The sequence below is a fragment of the Candidatus Thiodiazotropha sp. AKAK2 genome (assembly GCF_058244685.1).
This window is the reverse complement of record NZ_JBSYOP010000027.1, coordinates 29,085-49,673: the sequence shown is the minus strand read 5'-3', so window position 1 is coordinate 49,673 and position 20,589 is coordinate 29,085. Positions and strand designations below refer to the sequence as shown.

Genomic DNA, 20,589 nt, shown 5'->3' with positions numbered 1-20,589 from the left:
TTATGAAGATAATGGAGCTTTACGAATGAACAACAGCATGAACATCGATCAAGTATTGGCTCAAATGCGGGTGATGTCTGCTCAAGCTGCTGACAATGCACAGGAGTCACCGAAAAGCTCAGGGGCCGATTTTTCCGATCTGCTGAAGCAATCGATCGACCGGGTTAACTCGATCCAACAGGAAGCCAGTGCACTTCGCACCAGCTTTGAGAGCGGCGAAGGTGAGATGGATCTGGCTCAGGTGATGATCGCGGCACAAAAATCGAGCCTCTCTTTCGAAGCCATGGTGCAGGTCCGCAACAAGCTGGTTGAGGCCTATAAAGATGTCATGAGCATGCCAATTTAACTGATTGAATAAGAAGGCGAAAAATGGCAACTGTAACTCCCGAACAAGCAGCAAACGAAGTCGAAGTGGCACGTATACAGGATAACCCCATCGTCAGGCAGATCGCCGTGATGGTGGGTATAGCAGCCAGTGTCGCATTGGGGGTAGCCGTTGTGCTGTGGACCCAGAAGCCAAGCTATGCGCCACTGTTCGGTAACCTTCCCAACAAGGATGCCATGGAGATCTCACAGGCTCTGCAGCAGGCCGGTATCGATTATGAAATCGATCAGGCCAACGGCATCGTGATGGTACCCAGTTCAAGCCTGCAAGAGGCGCGGATGAAACTTGCCGGCCAGGGTTTGCCGCGTTCCGGATCGACCGGTTTCGAACTGATGCAGGAGGATACCGGATTCTCAACCAGCAAACTGGTGGAGACGGCCCGTTATCAGCGTGCCATCGAAGGGGAACTGGCCCGTTCGATCATGACCATGGCCAATGTGGATAGCGCTCGGGTACATCTGGCAACACCGAAACAGTCAGTGTTTATCCGTAAAAGAAAATTCCCAAGTGCTTCGGTGGTGGTGAAACTCTATCCCGGACGAAGCCTGGAAAAGGGGCATGTGGAAGCGATCACCCATCTGGTCGCCTCGAGCGTGCCTGAACTGGATGTATCAAATGTCACGGTGGTCGATCAGAAAGGACGTCTGCTGAGCACCAAGAAAGACAGCCGTGAAATGCAACTGACTTCCCGGCAATTTGAATACACTCGCGAGCTTGAAGGCCACTACAAGCAGCGGATTGAAGATATCCTTGAGCCTGTGGTCGGACGGGAAAATCTGCGAGCAGAAGTTACCGCTGATGTGGATTTCACCTATGTTGAACAGACCCAGGAATACTATAATCCGGATGTGAACGCACTGCGATCAGAGCAGATCAATGAGCAGCAATCTGTGTTGAGCGATGTGCAAGGTGTTCCAGGTGCCCTGACCAATCAGCCTCCGGCCGCTGCGAATGCGCCTCAGGTGGCTGGTGGAGAGGGTGAAGCCGGTGGTACTCCAGTCAATACCAGCAAACGGGCCACCCGCAATTTCGAGCTGGACAAGACCATCAGCCACACCCGTTTGCCTAGCAGTCGGCTGCGCAAACTCTCAGTTGCTGTTGTGGTGAATGATCGTTATCAGGCCGGTGAGGATGGTGTGGCGGTGCCGGTTGAACGGACAGCGGAAGAGATTACCCGCATTTCCAACCTGGTCAAAGAGGCGGTCGGATTCGAGATCCAGCGTGGTGACAGAGTACAGGTGATCAGTGAGGCATTCTATGTCCCTCAGCCCATGGAACCACTGCCTGAAGTGCCGATGTGGGAACAGAGCTGGTTTTGGGATCTGATTCGTCAGGTTGGCGGCGCATTGCTGTTCCTGCTGTTGGTTTTCGGGGTGCTGAAGCCCACCATGACCCGACTGACCAAGCAGGTGGTGACGACACAGATGAGTGAATCGATGGCGACCGCAGGGGCCGTTGCAGGTGAGGGAGGTATGGCGCAGATGCCTGGTGGTGCTGGCGGTGGTGAAATGGGTATGCTGTCCGAAGATGATGATTCCCTGCAGCTGCCAGGGCCGAGAAGTTATGAGAAAACACTGGATGCTGCACGTAATATGATTCAAGACGATCCTAAGCGAGTGGCTCAGGTAGTTAAAAAGTGGATTGCTGAAGATGGCAACAAATAATCAAACGGCTAAACAAGCAATGACGGCATCTGATGGTAATGCCTCGGATGTCAATAAAACGAGTGGACTTGAACGGTCTGCAATTCTGTTGCTGGCACTGGGTGAGAAAGATGCGGCTGAAATCCTCCGTCATATGGGACCCAAAGAGGTTCAGGATGTGGGGCTTGCAATGGCCTCTCTGACAGGGGTGAGCACGGACCAAATGGAAGCGGTGATGCATCAATTTGTATCCACACTGGAAAAACAGACTGCCTTAGGACTGGGCTCTGATGAATATATTCGCAACATGCTCACCAATGCCTTGGGAGAGGATAAGGCCGGCGGTGTCATCGACCGCATCCTTCTGGGTCGCAACAGTAAAGGTCTCGAACAACTGAAGTGGATGGATCCCCGCGGAATTGCCGAGTTGATTCGCCTAGAGCATCCACAAATCATCGCCATCGTACTCTCTTTTCTGGAGCCGGATCAGGCTGCTCAGGTGGTCAGTCAGTTCGCTGATCGCGTACGTACTGATGTGATCATGCGCATAGCCACTCTGGATGGCATTCAACCGGTTGCTTTGCAGGAGCTTGATGAGATCCTTGAAAAGCAGTTTTCCGGCGCCTCCAACGTCAAATCATCCAACCTGGGTGGAGTCAAAACTGCAGCCGAAATTCTCAACATGCTGGATGGCGCGGTTGAGAGCAAACTGATGGAAGAGATCATTGAAGTGGATTCGGATCTTGGTCAGGAGCTGCAGGATAATATGTTTGTGTTTGAAAACCTCATCGATGTGGATGACCGGGGTATTCAGGCACTGCTGCGTGAAGTCAGTACCGAGCAGCTGCTGCTGGCGCTGCGTGGTGCCGATGAAGCACTGAAAGAGAAGATCTTCAAGAATATGTCGAAACGTGCAGCTGAAATGCTCAAGGATGACCTGGAAGCAGCCGCTCCTGCCAAGTTGAGTGATGTGGAGGCCTCGCAGAAAGAGATACTACAGGTAGCACGCCGCCTGGCGGATGCCGGTGAGATCATGCTCGGAGGCGGTGGCGATGAGTTCGTCTAAGTCCGGTGACGGTGGCACTGCAGATATCAGGCAGTGGTTGCCGCCGGAAATGGGAGATGGCAAGAAACGGACAAATCGAGGCACCATCAATCCCCCCAGTGCGCCACCTACTGCAAAAGAGCTTGAGGCGATACAGCGCCAGGCCTATGAAGAGGGCTTCGAAAAGGGTAAGCAGGAGGGATTTGAGTATGGCCATAAAGAGGGTCTGAACCAGGCCCAGCTGGAGCTGAAACAGTATACCTCTCAATTTGATCGCCTGCTGCAAACCTTCGAACGGCCATTGAGAAATCTGGACAATCAGATTGAGAAAGAGCTGCTGGCGCTGGTTATTGCAATTGTTAAGCAGCTTGTCCGCCGGGAGGTCAAAAGTGACCCAAATCTGATTGTCGGTGTGGTCAGGGAAGCGCTTTCCGTATTACCGGTCTCTTCACGCAATGTACGACTGCTGCTGCATCCGGAGGATGCTGAACTGATACGTGAGGTCTACGCGCTGGGTGATTCCGAAGTGGGTTGGCATCTGATTGAGGATCCGGTGATCAATCGGGGTGGCTGTAAAGTGGTGACCGATACCTCCCAGGTCGATGCATCATTGGAATCCAGGCTCGCCAGTCTGATTGCGCCACTGTTGGCCGGTGCCCGTGCCATCGACGAGCAGATGGAAGAGGAGTAGTCATTATGCAACTGGGTGCGGAGAGACATCAGATTTGGGCGGAACGGTTACGCCGCTATCAGGATCGACTCGGAGATGACCGGGGTCTGGTGGTTGAAGGTCGATTGACGCGAATGGTCGGTCTGACCCTTGAGGCGATTGGATGTCGCGCCGTGATCGGTGGCCAATGTGATGTGGTCAGCAGCAACGGTACGCATATTGAGTCCGAGGTAGTTGGATTTGGTGAAGACAGTCTCTACCTGATGCCCACAGGAGATATTCATGGCCTGGAGCAGGGGGCGAGAGTCATTCCGACCGGGCGTGTCTGCGAAGCTGTGGTTGGTGAACACCTGCTTGGACGGGTCATTGATGGCGCCGGAAAACCGCTGGACAACCTCGGACCTATCCACAACGACGAACGTCGTCCCCTGACCGGAACCAGTTTCAACCCCTTGGCCAGAACCCCGATCAGGGAGCCATTGGATGTCGGTGTGCGTGCGATCAACTCACTGCTGAGTGTCGGGCGGGGCCAGCGACTGGGTCTTTTTGCCGGCTCCGGTGTTGGTAAGAGTGTGTTGCTGGGGATGATGACCCGCTACACCAATGCGGATGTCACTGTGGTGGGGTTGATCGGTGAACGTGGTCGTGAGGTGAAGGAGTTTGTCGAAAATATCCTGGGAAAAGAGGGATTGAAACGTGCCGTCGTGGTTGCCGTACCGGCCGACAACCCTCCGCTGCGAAGAATGCATGGCGCTATGCTCGCCACCAGTATTGCCGAGAGCTTCAGAGAACAGGGTAAACATGTTTTGCTGCTGATGGACTCACTGACCCGCTTTGCCCAGGCACAGCGTGAGATTGCTCTGGCCATCCATGAACCGCCGGCAACCAAGGGTTACCCTCCCTCGGTTTTTGCCAAAATGCCACAATTGGTGGAGCGGGCCGGTAATGGCGATAAGGGTGGGGGCTCAATTACTGCATTCTATACGGTCCTCACTGAAGGGGATGATCAAAACGATCCGATTGCCGATGCGGCCCGGGCAATTCTGGATGGACATATTGTACTCTCCCGACAATTGGCGGATGCTGGTCACTATCCGGCAATCGATATCGAGGCTTCGATCAGTCGAGCGATGAACGATATCACCAGCTATAGCCATCAGGATGCCGCGCGCTCGTTTAAGCATCTATACTCTCTATATCAGCAGAACAGAGATTTGATCAGTGTTGGCGCCTATGAGGCTGGCAGTGATGAACAGATCGATATTGCGATATCAGCGATGCCGGCACTGAATGAGTTTTTACGCCAGGACATGCACACACCCGTGACTCTGGCACAGAGTCTTGAGGACCTTGAAACCCTGTTTCCAGCTGAGCCGGAGCCTGAAGCAGAGATGCCGGCAGGTTTGAATTTGCCGAATCCTGTGGAATAACAAACTGAGAATCGATTATGTCGCCTTCGAAACGACTCAAGCCAGTACAGAGATTCGCACACTCCAAGGAGCAGAATGCAGCGCGCACTATGGGAAAGGCGCGTAAGAATCTTGAGCAGGAGGAGGCGAAGCTAAAACAACTGAAGCAATACCATCAAGAGTATCTGGAGCGCTTTGAGCTGATGGCGCGGGAAGGCATGACATCCACACAACTGCAGGAATACCGAACCTTTCTTGCGAAGTTGGATGAGGCGATCAATCAGCAGCAACAGGTCGTTGCCGCCAGTATGGTCAATCACAATAGCCAGAAAACCAATTGGAAACAGAAACACAGTCGTACTCAGGCACTGAATAAAGTGCTCGATCGTTATCGTGAAGAAGAACAGAAAAGTGCAGATCGCAGAGAGCAGAAAGAGAACGACGACCATAATCAAAGAAATCGCTGACACGGCTCTTATAAAGGTCTTTTCTTCGAGCCAACCCTAGTGGCCCACTAGATTCGGTAGATGCTTGACGTCTTGCATAAACCTCAGTTTTATATCTTACATAGGCAGTTGAACACTGCAGTCTGAATAGATTACACAGCTTAAATCTGCTATCACAAATCCAATCAGTACAGACACTTTGGTATCTTGCAGAAAATGTACCGCTTGGTTGTGCTCGTTGTTCAGTGGCAACGGCCAGGTTTTTTCCTTACTTAATGTTGCTCCATTTCAAGGTTTGTAGAACCGAATGGATTTACATTTTCCCGCTCAACGACCATGGTAGTCGTACAGTTAACTTTATTGAAATCAAGGACTGATAACTCTAACTTATGTATGATAAACAGCATGAGTGAAACGATGCCAGACGCTGAATTGCATCTGCCCCCGGAAGTCGTTCAGGTGGGTCGCCAGCCTATTCTCGACAAAAACCTGAATGTCTATGGGTATGAGTTGCTCTATCGGTCAATCTCTGACTCACAGCAGGGTTTTGATGGTGATATGGCGACTGCCCGTACTGTGCTGAACAGTTTTCTGGAGTTTGGCCTGCATCGCCTGGTTGGCAAACATCGTGTATTCATCAACATGACTCAGCGGTTTTTTACAGAGTTTACTTCATTGCCTGTTGACCCACATCAGATTGTGATCGAGGTTCTGGAGGACTTTGAGCTGACACAGGCAGTTGTTGACGGTATTCGAAAACTCCATGAAGCCGGCTATGCGATTGCATTGGATGACTATCGTTTCGAGGAACGCTGGATACCCTTGCTGCCTTATTGTTCATTGATCAAGGTCGAGATTCTGGGGCTTGATCTCGAGAATTATGTTGAGCCAATCAATGATCTGCTGAGGCGAGGTATCACACTGCTTGCTGAAAAAGTGGAAACCCGCGAGCAGTTTGAAACCGCAAAACGTCTCGGTTTTACCCTGTTTCAGGGCTATTTCTTTGCCAAACCCCAAACACTCAGTACCACCCGAAACCCAGGTAACAGGACTATATTGCTCAAAACCATCGCTCAGATCAACGATCCCAATGCGGACATTGAGGAAGTGGCCAAACTGATTGAGCTCGATCCCAATTTGAGTTTTAAGCTGCTACGGGTCATAAACTCTGCCGCTCAGGGATTGACGCGCAAGATATCATCGATCCAGGAGGCGGTTGTTTTTATCGGCCTGAATCGTCTAAGGGCCTGGTCGACGCTGTTTGTGATGGCCAGTATTGAGGAGGCTTCTCCCGAATTGATCACCACCAGTCTGGTCAGGGCAGAGATGTGCAGAGCGCTGGCCGATGAGTTCAACACTGGCCATCCCGATAGCGGCTATACCGTAGGCTTGCTATCCACCCTCGACGCGATGTTGAATCAACCGATGGAACAGCTGCTCAAAGAGATCCCTCTGGCGGACCATATGATCGAAGCCCTTGGTCGACACTCCGGCCCATTCGGTAATGGTCTTCAATGTGCTATCGATCTCGAAAGATGTCACTGGATGAGTGAATCGACAAAGCTGCTTCCGGTAGAACAGCTGAATACGATGTATGTCCATGCGCTTGAACGGGTTGAGGAGATCAGAGGGGTGTTCTCCGCTGAGGAGATTCAGGAGAGATGAGATTGTAACCATCCGCAAGAAATGGCGGTTGATTCACATGTCAGGGTAAACCACCGATCCATACCTGACGCCTTATTCTGTTCAATCAGTTGTTTATCCAGGCACTATGGAATCACAACACCGTGTATCGGCCCTGATGGTGTATTGCATATGCAGTAGGCACCGACCTCACTGCGTTTGCTCATTGGACAGATACCTGAGTAGATAGCGCATTTTCGACTGAGCTTCGGTCTGCTGCCGCTACCCGCGGTATAGGTTTTGTTCTGTGCAGTTGGTGTTTGCTCAGTAGCCTTCTCTTCAGCCTGCAGACTCATGGCAATTGAAAAACAACCTAGCAAAAGGCTATAGATCAATATCTTTCTTTTGTTCGGCATGATTCGCTCCGTGATTGCAGTGTGGTGATTAATGTTAACAGGCCCTAGGAGAGTTATTGGTCCTCAAACCCAGGCGGACGTTTTCCGGAGAGCAGATAGGCGAAGGCAATCACCTCTGCAACGGCCCGATAGAGAGCCTGGGGTATCTCATCTCCAAGCGGTATCTGAGAGAGTAGGGCGGCAAGCTCCACATCTTCATGCAAAGGAATATTGTGCTCTTCCGCCAGAGCCAGGATCTTTTCCGCCAGTTCACCGCGGCCTTTCGCCGTCAGCCTTGGGGTATTTTCCCCATCGTACTTGAGTGCGACGGCAAGATCCGAGCTATCTAGGTCTTTTTTATTCATGCCTGCTCGTTGAGTAATGAATGTTCGCCAGGTATCTGCTCTTCGTTATGCGCAGCACCTTGAAAGGATTCCAGCTTCTTCACTTCCAGACCAGCGGTTTCAAAACCGATGCGCAGCCTGTCCAGATGGTTGCTTACCAGCTTTGATGTACTCGGGTATTCCGACCAGATGGTGGTCGAGAGGCTTTCACCAACCAGATGCAGTTTGATACGCATGGGACCAAGTGGTTGTATGTTCATGTGCAGGGTTAACTGCCATCCGGGTTGGGCGGCAGCACCCCGATGTCCATCCCTGGCAATTTTCAGGTGAAACAGGTCGAAACCGTTTTCATGCCGTATCGGCAACTCGAACTGCCAGATCTGTCTGGCTGATTCGTCTGTCGGTGGCAATGAACTGAGCTGGTTGGTTTGAATCCTGGCGATGGCGCCATCGAGATGTTTGAACAGATCGAGCAACAACTTCAGTGTGGGGCTGGCTTCCAGGGTCTGGGCTGGCAATGCCGCCTGCGGATTGGATAGCAGGATTTGATTGGGTAAAGTCACGGCTGGGGCAGATGACGATGGATTGTTTTGGCTGGTTGCGGGTGCGCCAGTCACGGGGAGCTTTAGACCTGCGGACTCAAATGATTGAGCAAGATAGGGTTTGATAATGCTGATCAATCTGAGCAGATTGAGCTTCAGATCCTGATTTGCCGGTAATTGTCGAATCAGTAGGGATTCAGTCTGGTTACCACTCAGTTGCAATGCCTGATTCAGCTCAGTTTTAAATGTTGGCTTGTCAATCGAAAGGGCGCTTGTCAAAACCTGGCTGATCGCCTGTCTGACCGGTTCCGGTAGCGGTTTTGTCTGTGGTTCCGAGGCCAGCTGGGTAAGTGCTTTGAACAGTTGAGGCAGGGGCTGTTGTCGCGGTAGATTACTTTTCAATGCCCAGGCAGTCAGCTCCTTCTGGGTGGGTTGAGTGAGGACTCGCAATTCAGGTAACTTACCGGCCTTTTCCACTTGAAGTAACAGGGATTGGCCAGGAGTGACACTCAAGGTTGTCTGGGCAGTCAACTGGGTTACGCCAATTTGTAATTTCATGGCCCCATTGAGGTTTTCGGACAGTGCTGTACCTTTTAACAACTGCCCGGGCTGAATTGCCTCAAGCAGTGATCTGGCACTGGTTGTGGTCGGCAGTGGCGGTAAAATTTTGGCGATCGAAAAGGGCATGGAAACTTCCAGTGGATGGATAATCAGAAGTATACTCAACTTATCAGTCCGGTGACCAAATAGTTCACTTTCAGGAATTCAGGCTTCGTTCCGCATTCAGGAGATGCTTGAAGGTCCTAAGACAGAGCCCGGTCAAATTTCCAGTCAGCGGTTTACTATGAACGAACAAAACAGCGAATCCCCAAAGGCCTGGTTTACCCGCCATGATGGCTTGATCTCAGGACCGGTCAGCGAGGCTCGTATCAGACAGCAGTTGCTCGAGGGATTATTAAATCTGACGGATCAGATCAGCCTGGATCAGCAGGAGTGGCTGGAGATCGGTAGGGTTGCTGAGGTTGTTCCCCTGCAGATGCGTGCTGAATCGGGAGATAAAGCGGCCATGGCCAAGGTTGAGGCCAGAGCCAAGCAGCGCTCCAAGGAAAGGGCGCGAGTGGGAAGGATTCCAGTCGTACCGCTGGTGGTCACTGTGGTGATTCTGCTTGGGGTGTTGCTGCTCTCACTCTTGATCGGTATGCCAGAGAAGATTGATACCCCCCAATGTGATCAACCGCCGGCGCCTGGTGTCAATTGGCGTAACTGTCTGCTGTTGGGTATCGACGTCGGTTCATCGAGTTTGGCCGGCGCTAATTTGAACAGCGCTGTATTGCGTCAGGGAAAGTTCAGTGCCACCAACCTTTCGGCTGCTGATCTCAGTTATGCCGATTTGAGGAAGGCAGATCTGCGTTATGCGCAATTGACCAATGCACTGCTGGTTGGCGCCAATCTACAGGGGGCCGATCTTCGCGATGCTGACCTCAGAGAGGGTGATCTACGCTTTGCAGACTTTACCGGTGCGCGTATGCAAGGGGTGCTGTTGTCGGGATCCCGACTCGATGATGCAATCTGGACCGATGGCAGGCAATGTGCTGAACAGTCATTGGGAACTTGCCGATAGGTGGGGATAACTTGGACAACCAGGTTAAGGCTCTAACCTGATCTTGCCAATGGGTTGATCAGTGAGAACAAATCGACTCGAATTATTCTGCAAAGGATTCGCTTTCGTATCGCATCACTTCCAGGCTGTCTGACCAGTAGTTACTGGGTAGACCGGCCTTCAGTTTGAGCTGGTCAACAAAATCCCGTGGATTGGGCAACGACTCCCAGACCGATGGCAGAAAGGTACCTCGCCGTATCCCTTCGATCAGAATCAATCCATCTATGCCGGGTCTGATCTTGGCCAACAGATCGGCTTCGGAGCTGAATTCAATGGCAACCGAAGGGGTTAGAAGGGAGAGATGAATCGCCACCTGCTCTCTTTCCGAGGGGGTTAATGGCGGAAATCGAGGGTCACGAAAAGCCGCTGCGTAGGCATTTCCAGCCACATCGCATACCACCGGCTGGATGGCTTCCAGGTGACCGATGCAACCACGTAGCTGATCAGCCAGTTTCAGGGTGACAAAACTGGCGCGGACGGCTCGCAGTGTTTCTGGGTAGTCCTCCGGCTTCACTTCCAGCGATGTGTGATTTTTGAGGCCGTAGTCGATTGAGCGGTTTGCAATATCCAGTAATCGGGCGCGATCCTGATCGGAAAGGGTGGTGAATTCGGAGGTCATACAGGCCCTAACTCCGTTGCTGTGGATTGGGCAGAGTGTTGGTACTTTAAGCCAACAGGCCCCGATTTGCCATTTACTTGAGATGAACTGAAGAGATGAAAATGCAATCAGTCAGAACCTCTCCACTCTTAAAGAATAGCCTACCGGCAGCAGGTGCCCGAGTACAATCAGAGCAGAGATTTTTTATAGTTGACTGAACTCTCTGATTTCCCAATGAAAGCATGATGGTTGCATCACCCATTACCGGAGATTGCAGGAAAATCGGTTTGACTCGACAACTGAGAGTTCTGGATAATCCGCTCCCTGACACTCTCCGATGGAAATAATATATGTGGTTTAAGAATCTCCGGATCTATCTGTTGCAACAACCTTTGAATCTCTCACAGGAAGCCATGGAGGAGCAGCTGAAAAGCAAGGCCTTTCAATCCTGTAGCAGTCAGGAACTGATGAGTCTGGGGTGGGATACACCTCTTGGCAGGCAGTCGGAGCTGCTGGTTCATGAGATCGCAGGGTGCCAGATGATCTGTGCCCGCCAGGAAGAGAAGTTGTTACCGTCGACGGTCATCAATGAGATCGTGGAGGAAAAAATCTCTGAGATCGAACAGACCGAGGGGCGTAAGGTGGGGCGCAAAGAGCGTACCGAGCTGCGTGAGGATACCTTCCAGCAGCTGTTACCCCAGGCCTTCAGCCGCCATACCCGGCAATATGCCATGATCGACAAACAGCAGGGATGGATTTTGGTGGATGCCGCCAGTGCCAACCGGGCAGAGGCTTTGATTTCCCTGCTACGGGATACTTTGGGTTCTCTGCCGGTGAAACCTCTGGAGAGCGCCACAGCGCCAAGTTTTATCATGACGGAGTGGTTGAAACACCCAGGTCAGCATAAGAACTTCAGCCTGCTGGACAGCTGTGAACTACAAGATCGATCGGAAGAGGCAAGTGTGGTGCGCTGCAAGGGACAGGACTTGACTGCTGATGAGATCCTGGCCCATCTGGAAGCGGGTAAGGATGTGGTCAAGCTGGCGGTTGAGTGGGATGAGCGTATCTCCTGTCTGATCGAGTCAGATCTCTCGATCAAACGGTTACGGTTTTTGGATCTGATTCAAGAGCAGGCTGCAGACAATCAGATTGAGACTGAGGCAGATGCATTCGACAGCCACTTCACCTTGATGTGTCTGGAGTTTCGGCGATTTCTACCCAGTCTGATCGAGCTCTTTGGCGGTGCCTCGGAATAGGTGGGCCCAGATATGTTTGGCTTGGTTACCAGGCGGGTATGTGTGCTTGTCGTAGTTTTTTGGACATTGTTCCCGAATAACCTGATGTAGTTTAGGGTTTATTGACTCAGGTCAATGTCCGCCGGGAAGAGAGCCTATAGTCTCTCCCTACGCTCACGGTTGGTCGTTTCCGTGTTAAGCGCTAGTCTGGCGGGGATCGATGGCCCAACTGCCTCCAGGGCCATCCCCCGCCTGTTTTTTTTCCAAATATACTCCCTCCCAGGCTGTTTGCGATTGTCGTTCGTCAGCGATTGTGGCTCTAATTAAACCGGTAGCTGAACAGGTTAGGTAACGCCTAAGCGTGCCTTGATACGGGCACGCACGCTTAGACCTATCTTTTAGATTCAGATGGTTAGCGGCTTAAAAAATGCCCTGAACAGAACCTATTGAGTTTTTCGGTTAAGAAGGTGGCGATTGATCAGTAATCGTAGTAGTCGAGGAACCAGCGGGCGAAGTTGGTGACGCCGTCTTCCAGGCGTGTAGCGGGTTTATATCCGGTATCTTCGATCAACTCTGCCACATCAGCGTAGGTTGCTATCACATCCCCATCCTGAAGTGGCAGCAGATTCAGTTGTGCCTTATTACCCAGGCTCTCTTCGAGAAGCTCGATGTAGCGCATCAGCTCCACCGGTTGATTGTTACCGATGTTATAGAGGCGGTAGGGGGCGGTACTGCTGGCGGAATCAGGATGGTCGGAATCCCACTCCGGGTTGGGCTCAGGTATCTTGTCCAAAACCCTGATCACCCCTTCGACAATGTCGTCGATATAGGTGAAATCCCGCTTGTGTTTACCATAGTTGAAGACATCAATCGGCTCACCCTGCATAATTTTGTGGGCAAACTTCAGCATCGCCATGTCCGGGCGGCTCCAGGGGCCATACACCGTGAAAAATCTCAATCCGGTCGTCGGCAGGCGATAGAGATGGCTGTAAGTGTGAGCCATCAGCTCATTGGCTTTTTTTGTTGCGGCGTAGAGGCTGACCGGGTGATCCACATTGTCATGCACAGAGAAGGGCATGGAGGTATTTGCTCCATAGACGGAGCTGCTCGATGCATACACCAAGTGCTCAACGCCGTGATGACGGCAACCCTCCAGAATATGACCGAACCCGACCAGGTTGGAATCGACATAGGCCAGTGGGTTTTCGATCGAATAACGAACCCCGGCCTGGGCGGCCAGATTGACAACCCTTTGGGGTTGATACTCTGCAAAAATCTTTGCAATCCCAGACCTGTCCTCAAGCTCCGTTCGAAGGTCGGTGAAATTTGCGTGTGCCTGAGTACGGGCCAGCCGTGCCTTTTTCAGATTCACATCGTAGTAGTCGTTCAGGCAATCGATGCTGATGACCTCATCGCCCCTATCCAACAAACGCAGAGCCAGGGCGGATCCGATAAATCCGGCACCGCCGGTGATGAGTACACGCATGACTTCAATTTCCTCCTTTAAATACAGATTCCTGAGTGTAATTAGATAGAAATGATCTGTAGCTGATCGACAGCTATGAGATCAGATGATTTGATTCAGCTGGCTAAATCATCGATATACCAGGACATCGCTTCAGCCAGACCCTGATCGATGTTATGGCTGGGTTGATAGCCAAGCAGGGATTTTGCCTTATCGATATTGGCCAGGGAGTGACGAACGTCACCTGCCCTGAAGTCCCGGTATACCGGGGCCAGATCACTCAGATAGTTAAACCTGTCTGCAAGGGTGTCTCTGATTTTGGTGAACAACTGATTGAGGCTGGTTCGATCACCTACCGCCACATTGTAAACCTGGTTAGTCGCATCCGGATTGGTGGTTGTGGCAGCTAACAGATTTGCCTGAACCGCATTGTCGATATAACAGAAATCACGACTGGTCTCACCATCCCCATTGATGAAGACATCCTCCCGGTCGATCATCGAAGCCACCCATTTGGGAATCACAGCCGCATAGGCCCCATTCGGATCCTGGCGTTGGCCAAAGATATTGAAATATCTCAGGCCGATGGTGTTGAAATCATAACAACGGGCAAATACCTGAGCATAATGTTCATTTACCAGCTTTGTGACGGCATAGGGTGAGAGCGGGTTTCCGGTTTTATCCTCGACCTTTGGCAGACCCGGGTGATCGCCATAGGTCGAACTTGAGGCGGCATAGACGAAACGCTTGACCTGTGCATCCCTGCCGGCAACCAGCATGTTCAAAAATCCGCTGATGTTGCTCTCATTGGTGGTTATCGGATCACTAAGCGAGCGGGGTACCGAGCCGAGAGCCGCCTGATGGAGTACATAGTCAACCCCGTTACAGGCATCGTGGCAGGTCTGCAAATCACGAATATCACCCTCGATGAAACGGAAACCGGACCATTGTTCTGCGGAAACAGCGGCCTGAACCTTGTCAAAGTTGTACGCATGGCCGGTTGCGAAATTATCCAGGCCGACAACTTTCTGATTCAGTTTCAGCAAAGTTTCCAGGAGGTTAGAGCCTATAAACCCAGCTACACCGGTGATCAGCCAGGTGGCCTGTTGGTTTTTAAGGCGCTCTTTCAGTGATTCATAAGTAGTCATAGTCTGGCATCAACCTCATCAACCGGGAGTACGTTCTTAACGTCGAATAGTACGCCGTTCTCTTTGCAAAGTGCTCTGATCTGGTTCGCCCCCATCTGTTGGAATTCCTGATGGGCTACCGCCAGGATGACCGCATCATAAGTGCCTTCAGATAGACTATCGATGGGGCGTAATCCGTACTCTTCCTCTGCCTCCTGCGGATTGACCCAGGGGTCATAGACATCGACAGATGCCCCGTACTCCTCAAATTCACTGACGATATCGACGACCCTGGTATTTCTCAGGTCCGGGCAGTTCTCCTTGAATGACAGGCCCAGTACCAGAACACGGCTGTTGTTGGTGGACAATCCCCGTTTCATCATCATCTTGACGACGCTGTGTACCACATAGGCCCCCATGCCATCATTGAGACGACGACCAGCGAGGATAATCTCCGGCTGATAGCCGATGGACTGGGCTTTGTGGGTAAGGTAGTAGGGGTCAACGCCAATGCAGTGGCCACCCACCAGTCCTGGTCTGAAGGGAAGAAAGTTCCACTTGCTTCCGGCCGCTTCAAGCACTTCCAGAGTATCAATATTCAATTTGTTGAAAATCAGAGCCAACTCATTAATCAGGGCGATATTGACATCCCTCTGGGTATTTTCGATGACTTTTGCCGCTTCAGCCACTTTGATGCTGCTTGCTTTATGGGTTCCGGCCGTGATGACTGTCTTGTAAAGTTCATCAACAAAATCAGCGACTTCCGGGGTGGAGCCTGAGGTCACCTTCTTGATGGTGGGTAGTCTGTGCTCTTTATCTCCGGGATTGATACGCTCAGGGCTGTATCCGACAAAAAAGTCCTGGTTGAATTTCAAACCGGACTCCGCTTCCATAATCGGTACGCAGACCTCTTCGGTCGCTCCGGGATAGACTGTCGATTCGAAGATCGCAATATCACCGGGCTTCATCACTTTGCCCAGTGCGTGGCTGGCGCCGACAAGCGGTGACAGATCCGGCTGTTTGTGCTCATTGATTGGTGTCGGAACCGTAACAATGAAGACATTGCATGGTTTCAGGTCTTTAAGCTCGCTGGTAAAGCTGAGGTGGGGAACCTGCTGAAGCTCAGCCGGATCGACCTCCAAAGAGCTGTCCTTACCCTGTTTCAGCTCCTCGACACGTGCTTCATTGATGTCCAAACCGATGGTGGGAAATTTCTTTCCGAACTCAACTGCCAGAGGCAGCCCAACGTAACCAAGACCAAGTACACCTATGTGCACTTTATCGAAATCGATCATTCTTCCAAATCCTTTCTGCCATGAGAGTATTAATGCGTAATCAGAGTGTTACCTGAGAAAATTGAGCAGAGTCTCAATATCTGCAATCAGGCTCATGAATGATAACTTGGCAGGCCATTGAAATCGAGGAATTTCTAATGATCAAGTGGCAATGATGAGGAACCCGGAAGGTGTACAATACACAGCTGATTTTGTCATCAAGGATCTAAGCTTGTCAGGCTGCCAGTGCTTCTGGGGAGTGAAGTTTGATAGATGAATCTTATTCCTGGATCGTATTAAGGGTAGAGGAAAAACTTGTTACCGCCATCCGCTTCAGAAAATCGTCCCAAGGTCGCGCTTGTAGCGCTGCATGCTGGATACAGCCACAGCTCGCTTGCTCTCCAATCCATTGCAGCCTATGCGGATGCTCGAGGCTGTGAGCACCGAATGGAGTTGTTTGATGCGCTGGTGAATACCAATCACCAGGTGCTGATTGAGAGGCTGGTTGAATATGCACCGAAAATCCTCGGGTTCTCCACCTATTTATGGAATATCGCAGCCAGCATACGTTTGACCAGACTGCTTAAGCAACTATTGCCTGATACGCATGTGGTATTCGGTGGGCCGGAGGCTGGCGCCAGAGGGGAAGAACTACTGAGCAGGGTGACTGAAATCGACTATGTGATCGAAGGGGAGGGGGAAGCCGCCTTTACCGACCTGATGAACGTGATTATTCAGGCGCAAGGGAGCTATGAGACGGTTTCAGGTCTGGTCTACCGGAAAAACAATCAGATTCAACAAAATCCAATTCAGTTGATGGCTGTATCCGAGATTCCCCCGGTTCTGACTGAAGGACGGTTCGATAGCGACAAGCCCCTGGTTTACTGGGAAACTTCCAGAGGCTGCCCCTATCAGTGCAGCTTCTGTAGTAGTGCAACAGAGCGCTTGAGAGCATTTCCCATGGATCGGGTCGAAGCCGATCTGCAAGTGCTCGAACGGTTATCCAATAAAACCGTCAAACTACTGGACCGTAGCTTCCATCTGGGAGAAAAACGCACCACAACACTGCTGCGACGTTTTGCTGCAACGCCTGCAGGCTTGCGTTTTCATCTGGAACTCAATCCTGACCGGATCTCTGAACAGGCCATGCGTGTGTTCCGGGAATCGATGCCGGGGAAGTTCCAGTTTGAGATCGGATTACAGACCCTGAACGACCAGGTGCTTTTCAATATCGATCGCCACATGGATGTGGCAAAGTCACTGGAGAATATTCGTCGCCTGGTTGAGATGAGACGACATCCGGTCCACCTTGACCTGATCGTTGGGCTTCCAGGAGAGTCCGTTGAACTGTGTGCCAGCTCCCTGGATCAGACTTTCACGCTCTATCCGGATCATTTGCAACTGGGCATTCTGAAAATGCTCCCGGGGACCCCTTTACAGCAGCAGGCTGTGCAACTCGGTTATCGGTGGGATACCGAGCCACCTTATGAGGTATTGTCCAATCCATCTTTAGAATTCAAAGAGATAGCACACTTTAAGCGCTATGCGGAATTACTCGAAAGGCTCTACAACAGTGGTTTGCTAAAAACCACCTTGTCGGGACTTGTAAAGCACTGTTTTACAGCAAGTGTCAGCCTCTGTTTTGACCGGTTGCTTGAGGTTTCAGGAGAGGAGATTGCCAGGCACAACCTGCAGCCTGACACGCTCTTTGAAAAGGTCTGCAATTTCATTATTCCCTACCTAGATGATGCACCGGAGTTAGAGGAGTGGTTGCTATGGGATTACTGTCAATTCAGCCTGGTCAACGGTAAAACACCCCGATGGATCGCAGATCGATTGACCCGGAGCGAGAAGGTAGTTGTGCAAGGTAGTCGAAGGCGACTACCTGTCATTACTTTGACCGATAGTGGTGTGAGTATGATTAATCAGTTATCTGAGAGTAACCATAAGGCAGGTCGGCATGCACTCTGGCCGAGACAGCATAAAAAAGGCAAACCGGTAGAGGTATTTTGCCTCACTCAGGCGAACAGCGTAACACTTTAACGATTTTCCACCCCCTTGAAGTGCTGCCGTCTGTACAAGTCTCAGAATATGTGGGTAATATTTTTCTATCTGAACAGCAGTCTTTTTTGGATGTTACCGCATGGAATAGCCATTAGGCTCTTAGGGCCTGTTTGCTTTCTGCTGTTCTACAAATGCTGTAAAGACTAGACACTTCAATGTAATTGAACAACTTAATTTAAGTTCAGGATGTATAGGAAAGATGTTCCTATCAGCAATCCAATAGATTGCTGGACTATCGAGTTATTGTACAGATCGTGACGGATGACTAGCGGCAGAGTTTTAAGATCGTCAAAGATTGCTTTTTTATCGGTATGACTTCAAATACTCGATTGTTATTGGGATGTAATTACCATACTCAAAGGGTCTGTTCCGATTCAATATAATTGAACAATCACTATTTATTGATAATAAAAAAAAAGCTGTACTCCATATTTGTTGCAGTCACCGCAATCAAAAAAAATCAACTAAAATTGGGTTGAGTTTCTGTGGATCTGCATATCCAATAATGTATGATTGGACTATTAGTTCTACTGTACATTCATCACTCGCTATATGAAAAAACTGACCAGGCCATGTCGGTTCTGTACGGTAAACTTAATAATTATATGCTCCAAGGAGGTAGCTAATGCTGGTACTGACACGCCATTTGAATCAGTCACTGCAAGTAGGAGAGGCAGTAACACTTAGGATTCTGAGTATCCATAATGGCAATGTAAGATTTGGGATCGATGCGCCATCTGATGTGTTGATATTGCGCGAAGAGCTCGCGAACAGAATGAATTCGACCACACTTAAACCCACTGTTACAGATCGAAAGAAGAATCAACCACAGGTTACGTACAAACCAAGGCGTAAAAAGCTTGTTCTCGATCTCTGACTCCGAGGAAAAACTCAACACGGGTACAAGGGCGGATATAGACCAATAAGAAAACCTGCAACAGCTCAGTAAAGGAAAGATCAAAGGCAAGTTTTACCAGACAAAGAGGTTAACGAATTCTCATAGGGTTGATGCCGGTGTTATTTTTGTCTGACTTGTTGCAGTAGAGCGAGTTGGTGTTATTGTGCGGGCTAGCGGATAACGTGTGATTTACGATTGATGACTGAATCGTATAGACCGAGTTATTCCTCGACCACTATTTCTGTATGACTGGCCCACTGTTGTCCTGTCCAGTATTCGAACGGGCGGAAGCGGGACTTATAGTTCATTTTACTGCAGGCTTCAATCCAGAATCCCGGGTAAACCCACTCCAAGCCGAGCTCTTTTGTATGGTAGATCTGCCATATTAAAGCAAACACACCCAAACCCTCCCGGGTCAGTTGCGGATCATAAAAGGTATAGACTGATGAAGTGCCATTTGGCAGTAGATCACTGACCGCAACAGCAGCTAAACGATCGGCATCACGGAATTCAATAAACTGCGTGTCAGCCCAATCACAGGTAAGAAACTGGGTATATTGCCCGGGACTGTTACATGCCATGGCGCCATCAGGATGTCTCTGCAGAAGGTATCTCTTGTAGAGCTGGTAGTGTTCATCAGAGTAGTCGGAGTTCAAGAGTTTGACCTGGTAACGATCACGGTTCCTTGTCCAGTTTCTACGCTGACTGCGTGATGGTCGATAAGCTTCGACCGGTATTCGTAGCGAGACACAACTGGTGCAGTTGGGACAGGCGGGCTGATAGAGATAACAGCCACTGCGTCTAAAACCTCTGTCGATCAACTGCTGGTAGAGTTCATCAGTGACCTTTGCCATAGGGTCGAGAAACAGGTTTCTGGCTTCTCTACCAGGTAAATAGGAACACTCATGCAATTGGCTCATATAGAGCGCATAGGCATTCTCCTGTGCAAAGCCCGGGTTATCTAACATGGTTGGATTGGCTCGATGCTTGCCCAGCTGCCTACCTGGGTATCGAGGCGGGTCCAGCTGTAGAGGTCCTGACAGAATTGCTGTCTCGGAATCTCCTCAGCTCCAAGACTGGCCAGATGTCTGGTGTAGACCTGACAATCGATCATTCTGAAACCCCATGCTTTCAACTGGCTGCTTAAATAGACCAGGGCAACCTTGGAGCTGTCATTCGCCCGGCTGAACATGGACTCGCCAAAAAAGACACGCCCTATCGCCATACCGTATAGCCCACCCACTAATTGGTTCTCCTTCCAAACCTCGACTGAGTGGGCAAGCCCCAGCTTATACTGTTCAGTATAAGCATTGATCATTTCCGGCACCAGCCATGTCCCAGGTGAGTCGTCTCTGGGCGCTGCACAGGCTCGAATGACTTCATCGAATTTATGGTCAAAGGTGACACGATAGAGTTTTTTTCTCAGGGTTTTACGTAGGCTGCGACTGATTTTGATCTTTTCGGGATAGAGCACGGTTCGAGGGTCAGGTGACCACCAGAGTATGGGCTCACCCTCGGAAAACCAGGGGAATATGCCCAACTGATAGGCCTGAATAAGGCGTTGAGGGGTGAGGTCTCCACCCACTGCCAACAACCCATCCGGCTCTTTTTCAGCCAGTGACACATCCGGGAACGGGGTGTTAGGGTTATCGTCGAGTAGAAAAATCATAGTTTGTTTATAGCCTGGTTTTAATATAATCATAACAGGCACTTGTACAAACAATAAAAAATTCGCATTATTCACCGGATGAATATGTGGTTATCGG

Annotated in this window: 20 protein-coding genes; 11 read left to right on the top strand and 9 right to left on the bottom strand. The window is 50.6% G+C overall.

What is annotated here, in order from left to right:
- Positions 1–25: 25 nt before the first annotated feature.
- The 7 genes from fliE to AC4IE8_RS11720 all read left to right on the top strand — a co-directional run bounded on the left by fliE (position 26) and on the right by AC4IE8_RS11720 (position 7,263).
- Positions 26–346 carry a flagellar hook-basal body complex protein FliE gene (gene fliE, locus AC4IE8_RS11750; RefSeq protein ID WP_490791082.1) on the top strand — a complete coding sequence of 107 codons (321 nt, stop codon included), beginning with the start codon at positions 26–28 and terminating at the stop codon, positions 344–346.
- A gap of 23 nt (positions 347–369) precedes the next feature.
- A complete protein-coding gene (fliF, locus tag AC4IE8_RS11745; RefSeq protein WP_068993673.1) occupies positions 370–2,049 on the top strand; it encodes a flagellar basal-body MS-ring/collar protein FliF in 1,680 nt (559 codons plus the stop codon).
- A gap of 19 nt (positions 2,050–2,068) precedes the next feature.
- Complete coding sequence (fliG, locus tag AC4IE8_RS11740) at positions 2,069–3,094, top strand: flagellar motor switch protein FliG (protein WP_139117054.1); 1,026 nt, start codon at positions 2,069–2,071, stop codon at positions 3,092–3,094.
- Positions 3,081–3,764 (top strand): flagellar assembly protein FliH, encoded by a 684-nt coding sequence (locus AC4IE8_RS11735; protein WP_068993666.1) that lies wholly within the window; start codon positions 3,081–3,083, stop codon positions 3,762–3,764. The genes fliG and AC4IE8_RS11735 overlap by 14 nt, the downstream gene beginning before the upstream one ends.
- Before the next feature lie 5 nt (positions 3,765–3,769).
- Positions 3,770–5,173 (top strand): flagellar protein export ATPase FliI, encoded by a 1,404-nt coding sequence (fliI, locus tag AC4IE8_RS11730; protein WP_068993662.1) that lies wholly within the window; start codon positions 3,770–3,772, stop codon positions 5,171–5,173.
- Positions 5,174–5,190: 17 nt separating this feature from the next.
- Positions 5,191–5,619, top strand: coding sequence for a flagellar export protein FliJ (fliJ, locus tag AC4IE8_RS11725; protein ID WP_068993659.1), 429 nt, complete (start codon positions 5,191–5,193; stop codon positions 5,617–5,619).
- 384 nt (positions 5,620–6,003) lie between these two features.
- Positions 6,004–7,263 (top strand): EAL and HDOD domain-containing protein, encoded by a 1,260-nt coding sequence (locus tag AC4IE8_RS11720; RefSeq protein WP_490791081.1) that lies wholly within the window; start codon positions 6,004–6,006, stop codon positions 7,261–7,263.
- Positions 7,264–7,367: 104 nt separating this feature from the next.
- Here AC4IE8_RS11720 and AC4IE8_RS11715 read toward each other — a convergent pair whose 3' ends face one another.
- Genes AC4IE8_RS11715 through fliK form a run of 3 tightly spaced genes read right to left on the bottom strand, consistent with a single transcriptional unit; the run spans position 7,368 to position 9,228 of the window.
- Positions 7,368–7,637, bottom strand: a complete 270-nt coding sequence (locus tag AC4IE8_RS11715; protein ID WP_490791080.1) for a hypothetical protein — start codon at positions 7,635–7,637, stop codon at positions 7,368–7,370.
- A 53-nt stretch (positions 7,638–7,690) separates the two neighbouring features.
- On the bottom strand, positions 7,691–7,981 hold the full coding sequence (locus AC4IE8_RS11710; RefSeq protein WP_068993653.1) for an EscU/YscU/HrcU family type III secretion system export apparatus switch protein: 291 nt from the start codon (positions 7,979–7,981) through the stop codon (positions 7,691–7,693).
- Positions 7,978–9,228: a flagellar hook-length control protein FliK gene (fliK, locus tag AC4IE8_RS11705; protein ID WP_490791079.1), complete on the bottom strand. Its 1,251-nt coding sequence runs from the start codon at positions 9,226–9,228 to the stop codon at positions 7,978–7,980. The genes AC4IE8_RS11710 and fliK overlap by 4 nt, the downstream gene beginning before the upstream one ends.
- Positions 9,229–9,346: 118 nt before the next feature.
- On the opposite strand from fliK, the gene AC4IE8_RS11700 reads away from it, so the two are divergent.
- Entirely contained in the window at positions 9,347–10,123 is a 777-nt protein-coding gene (locus AC4IE8_RS11700) for a pentapeptide repeat-containing protein (protein WP_490791078.1), read from the top strand.
- Between the two features lie 82 nt (positions 10,124–10,205).
- On the opposite strand, the gene amrA is transcribed toward AC4IE8_RS11700, so the two are convergent.
- Positions 10,206–10,781: an AmmeMemoRadiSam system protein A gene (gene amrA / locus AC4IE8_RS11695; RefSeq protein ID WP_490791077.1), complete on the bottom strand. Its 576-nt coding sequence runs from the start codon at positions 10,779–10,781 to the stop codon at positions 10,206–10,208.
- 329 nt (positions 10,782–11,110) lie between these two features.
- Here amrA and rdgC point away from each other — a divergent pair, with 329 nt between their 5' ends.
- Positions 11,111–12,016, top strand: coding sequence for a recombination-associated protein RdgC (rdgC, locus tag AC4IE8_RS11690; RefSeq protein WP_068993640.1), 906 nt, complete (start codon positions 11,111–11,113; stop codon positions 12,014–12,016).
- 457 nt (positions 12,017–12,473) lie between these two features.
- Here the strand turns inward: rdgC and AC4IE8_RS11685 are convergent, their stop codons facing one another.
- The 3 genes from AC4IE8_RS11685 to tviB all read right to left on the bottom strand — a co-directional run bounded on the left by AC4IE8_RS11685 (position 12,474) and on the right by tviB (position 15,882).
- Positions 12,474–13,481: an NAD-dependent epimerase gene (locus AC4IE8_RS11685; RefSeq protein WP_068993634.1), complete on the bottom strand. Its 1,008-nt coding sequence runs from the start codon at positions 13,479–13,481 to the stop codon at positions 12,474–12,476.
- A 95-nt stretch (positions 13,482–13,576) separates the two neighbouring features.
- A complete protein-coding gene (locus AC4IE8_RS11680) occupies positions 13,577–14,608 on the bottom strand; it encodes an NAD-dependent epimerase/dehydratase family protein (RefSeq protein ID WP_490791076.1) in 1,032 nt (343 codons plus the stop codon).
- Positions 14,605–15,882, bottom strand: coding sequence for a Vi polysaccharide biosynthesis UDP-N-acetylglucosamine C-6 dehydrogenase TviB (gene tviB, locus AC4IE8_RS11675; protein WP_490791075.1), 1,278 nt, complete (start codon positions 15,880–15,882; stop codon positions 14,605–14,607). Before tviB ends, AC4IE8_RS11680 begins: the two co-directional genes overlap by 4 nt.
- 294 nt (positions 15,883–16,176) lie before the next feature.
- Between tviB and AC4IE8_RS11670 the strand changes: the two genes are divergently transcribed.
- On the top strand, positions 16,177–17,904 hold the full coding sequence (locus AC4IE8_RS11670; RefSeq protein WP_490791074.1) for a B12-binding domain-containing radical SAM protein: 1,728 nt from the start codon (positions 16,177–16,179) through the stop codon (positions 17,902–17,904).
- A 646-nt stretch (positions 17,905–18,550) separates the two neighbouring features.
- Entirely contained in the window at positions 18,551–18,802 is a 252-nt protein-coding gene (locus tag AC4IE8_RS11665; protein WP_068993616.1) for a carbon storage regulator, read from the top strand.
- A 242-nt stretch (positions 18,803–19,044) separates the two neighbouring features.
- Here the strand turns inward: AC4IE8_RS11665 and AC4IE8_RS11660 are convergent, their stop codons facing one another.
- Together AC4IE8_RS11660 and aat are read right to left on the bottom strand one after the other, a co-directional pair.
- On the bottom strand, positions 19,045–19,791 hold the full coding sequence (locus AC4IE8_RS11660) for an arginyltransferase (RefSeq protein ID WP_490791073.1): 747 nt from the start codon (positions 19,789–19,791) through the stop codon (positions 19,045–19,047).
- Entirely contained in the window at positions 19,785–20,492 is a 708-nt protein-coding gene (gene aat / locus AC4IE8_RS11655) for a leucyl/phenylalanyl-tRNA--protein transferase (RefSeq protein ID WP_068993610.1), read from the bottom strand. Before aat ends, AC4IE8_RS11660 begins: the two co-directional genes overlap by 7 nt.
- Positions 20,493–20,589: the final 97 nt, after the last annotated feature.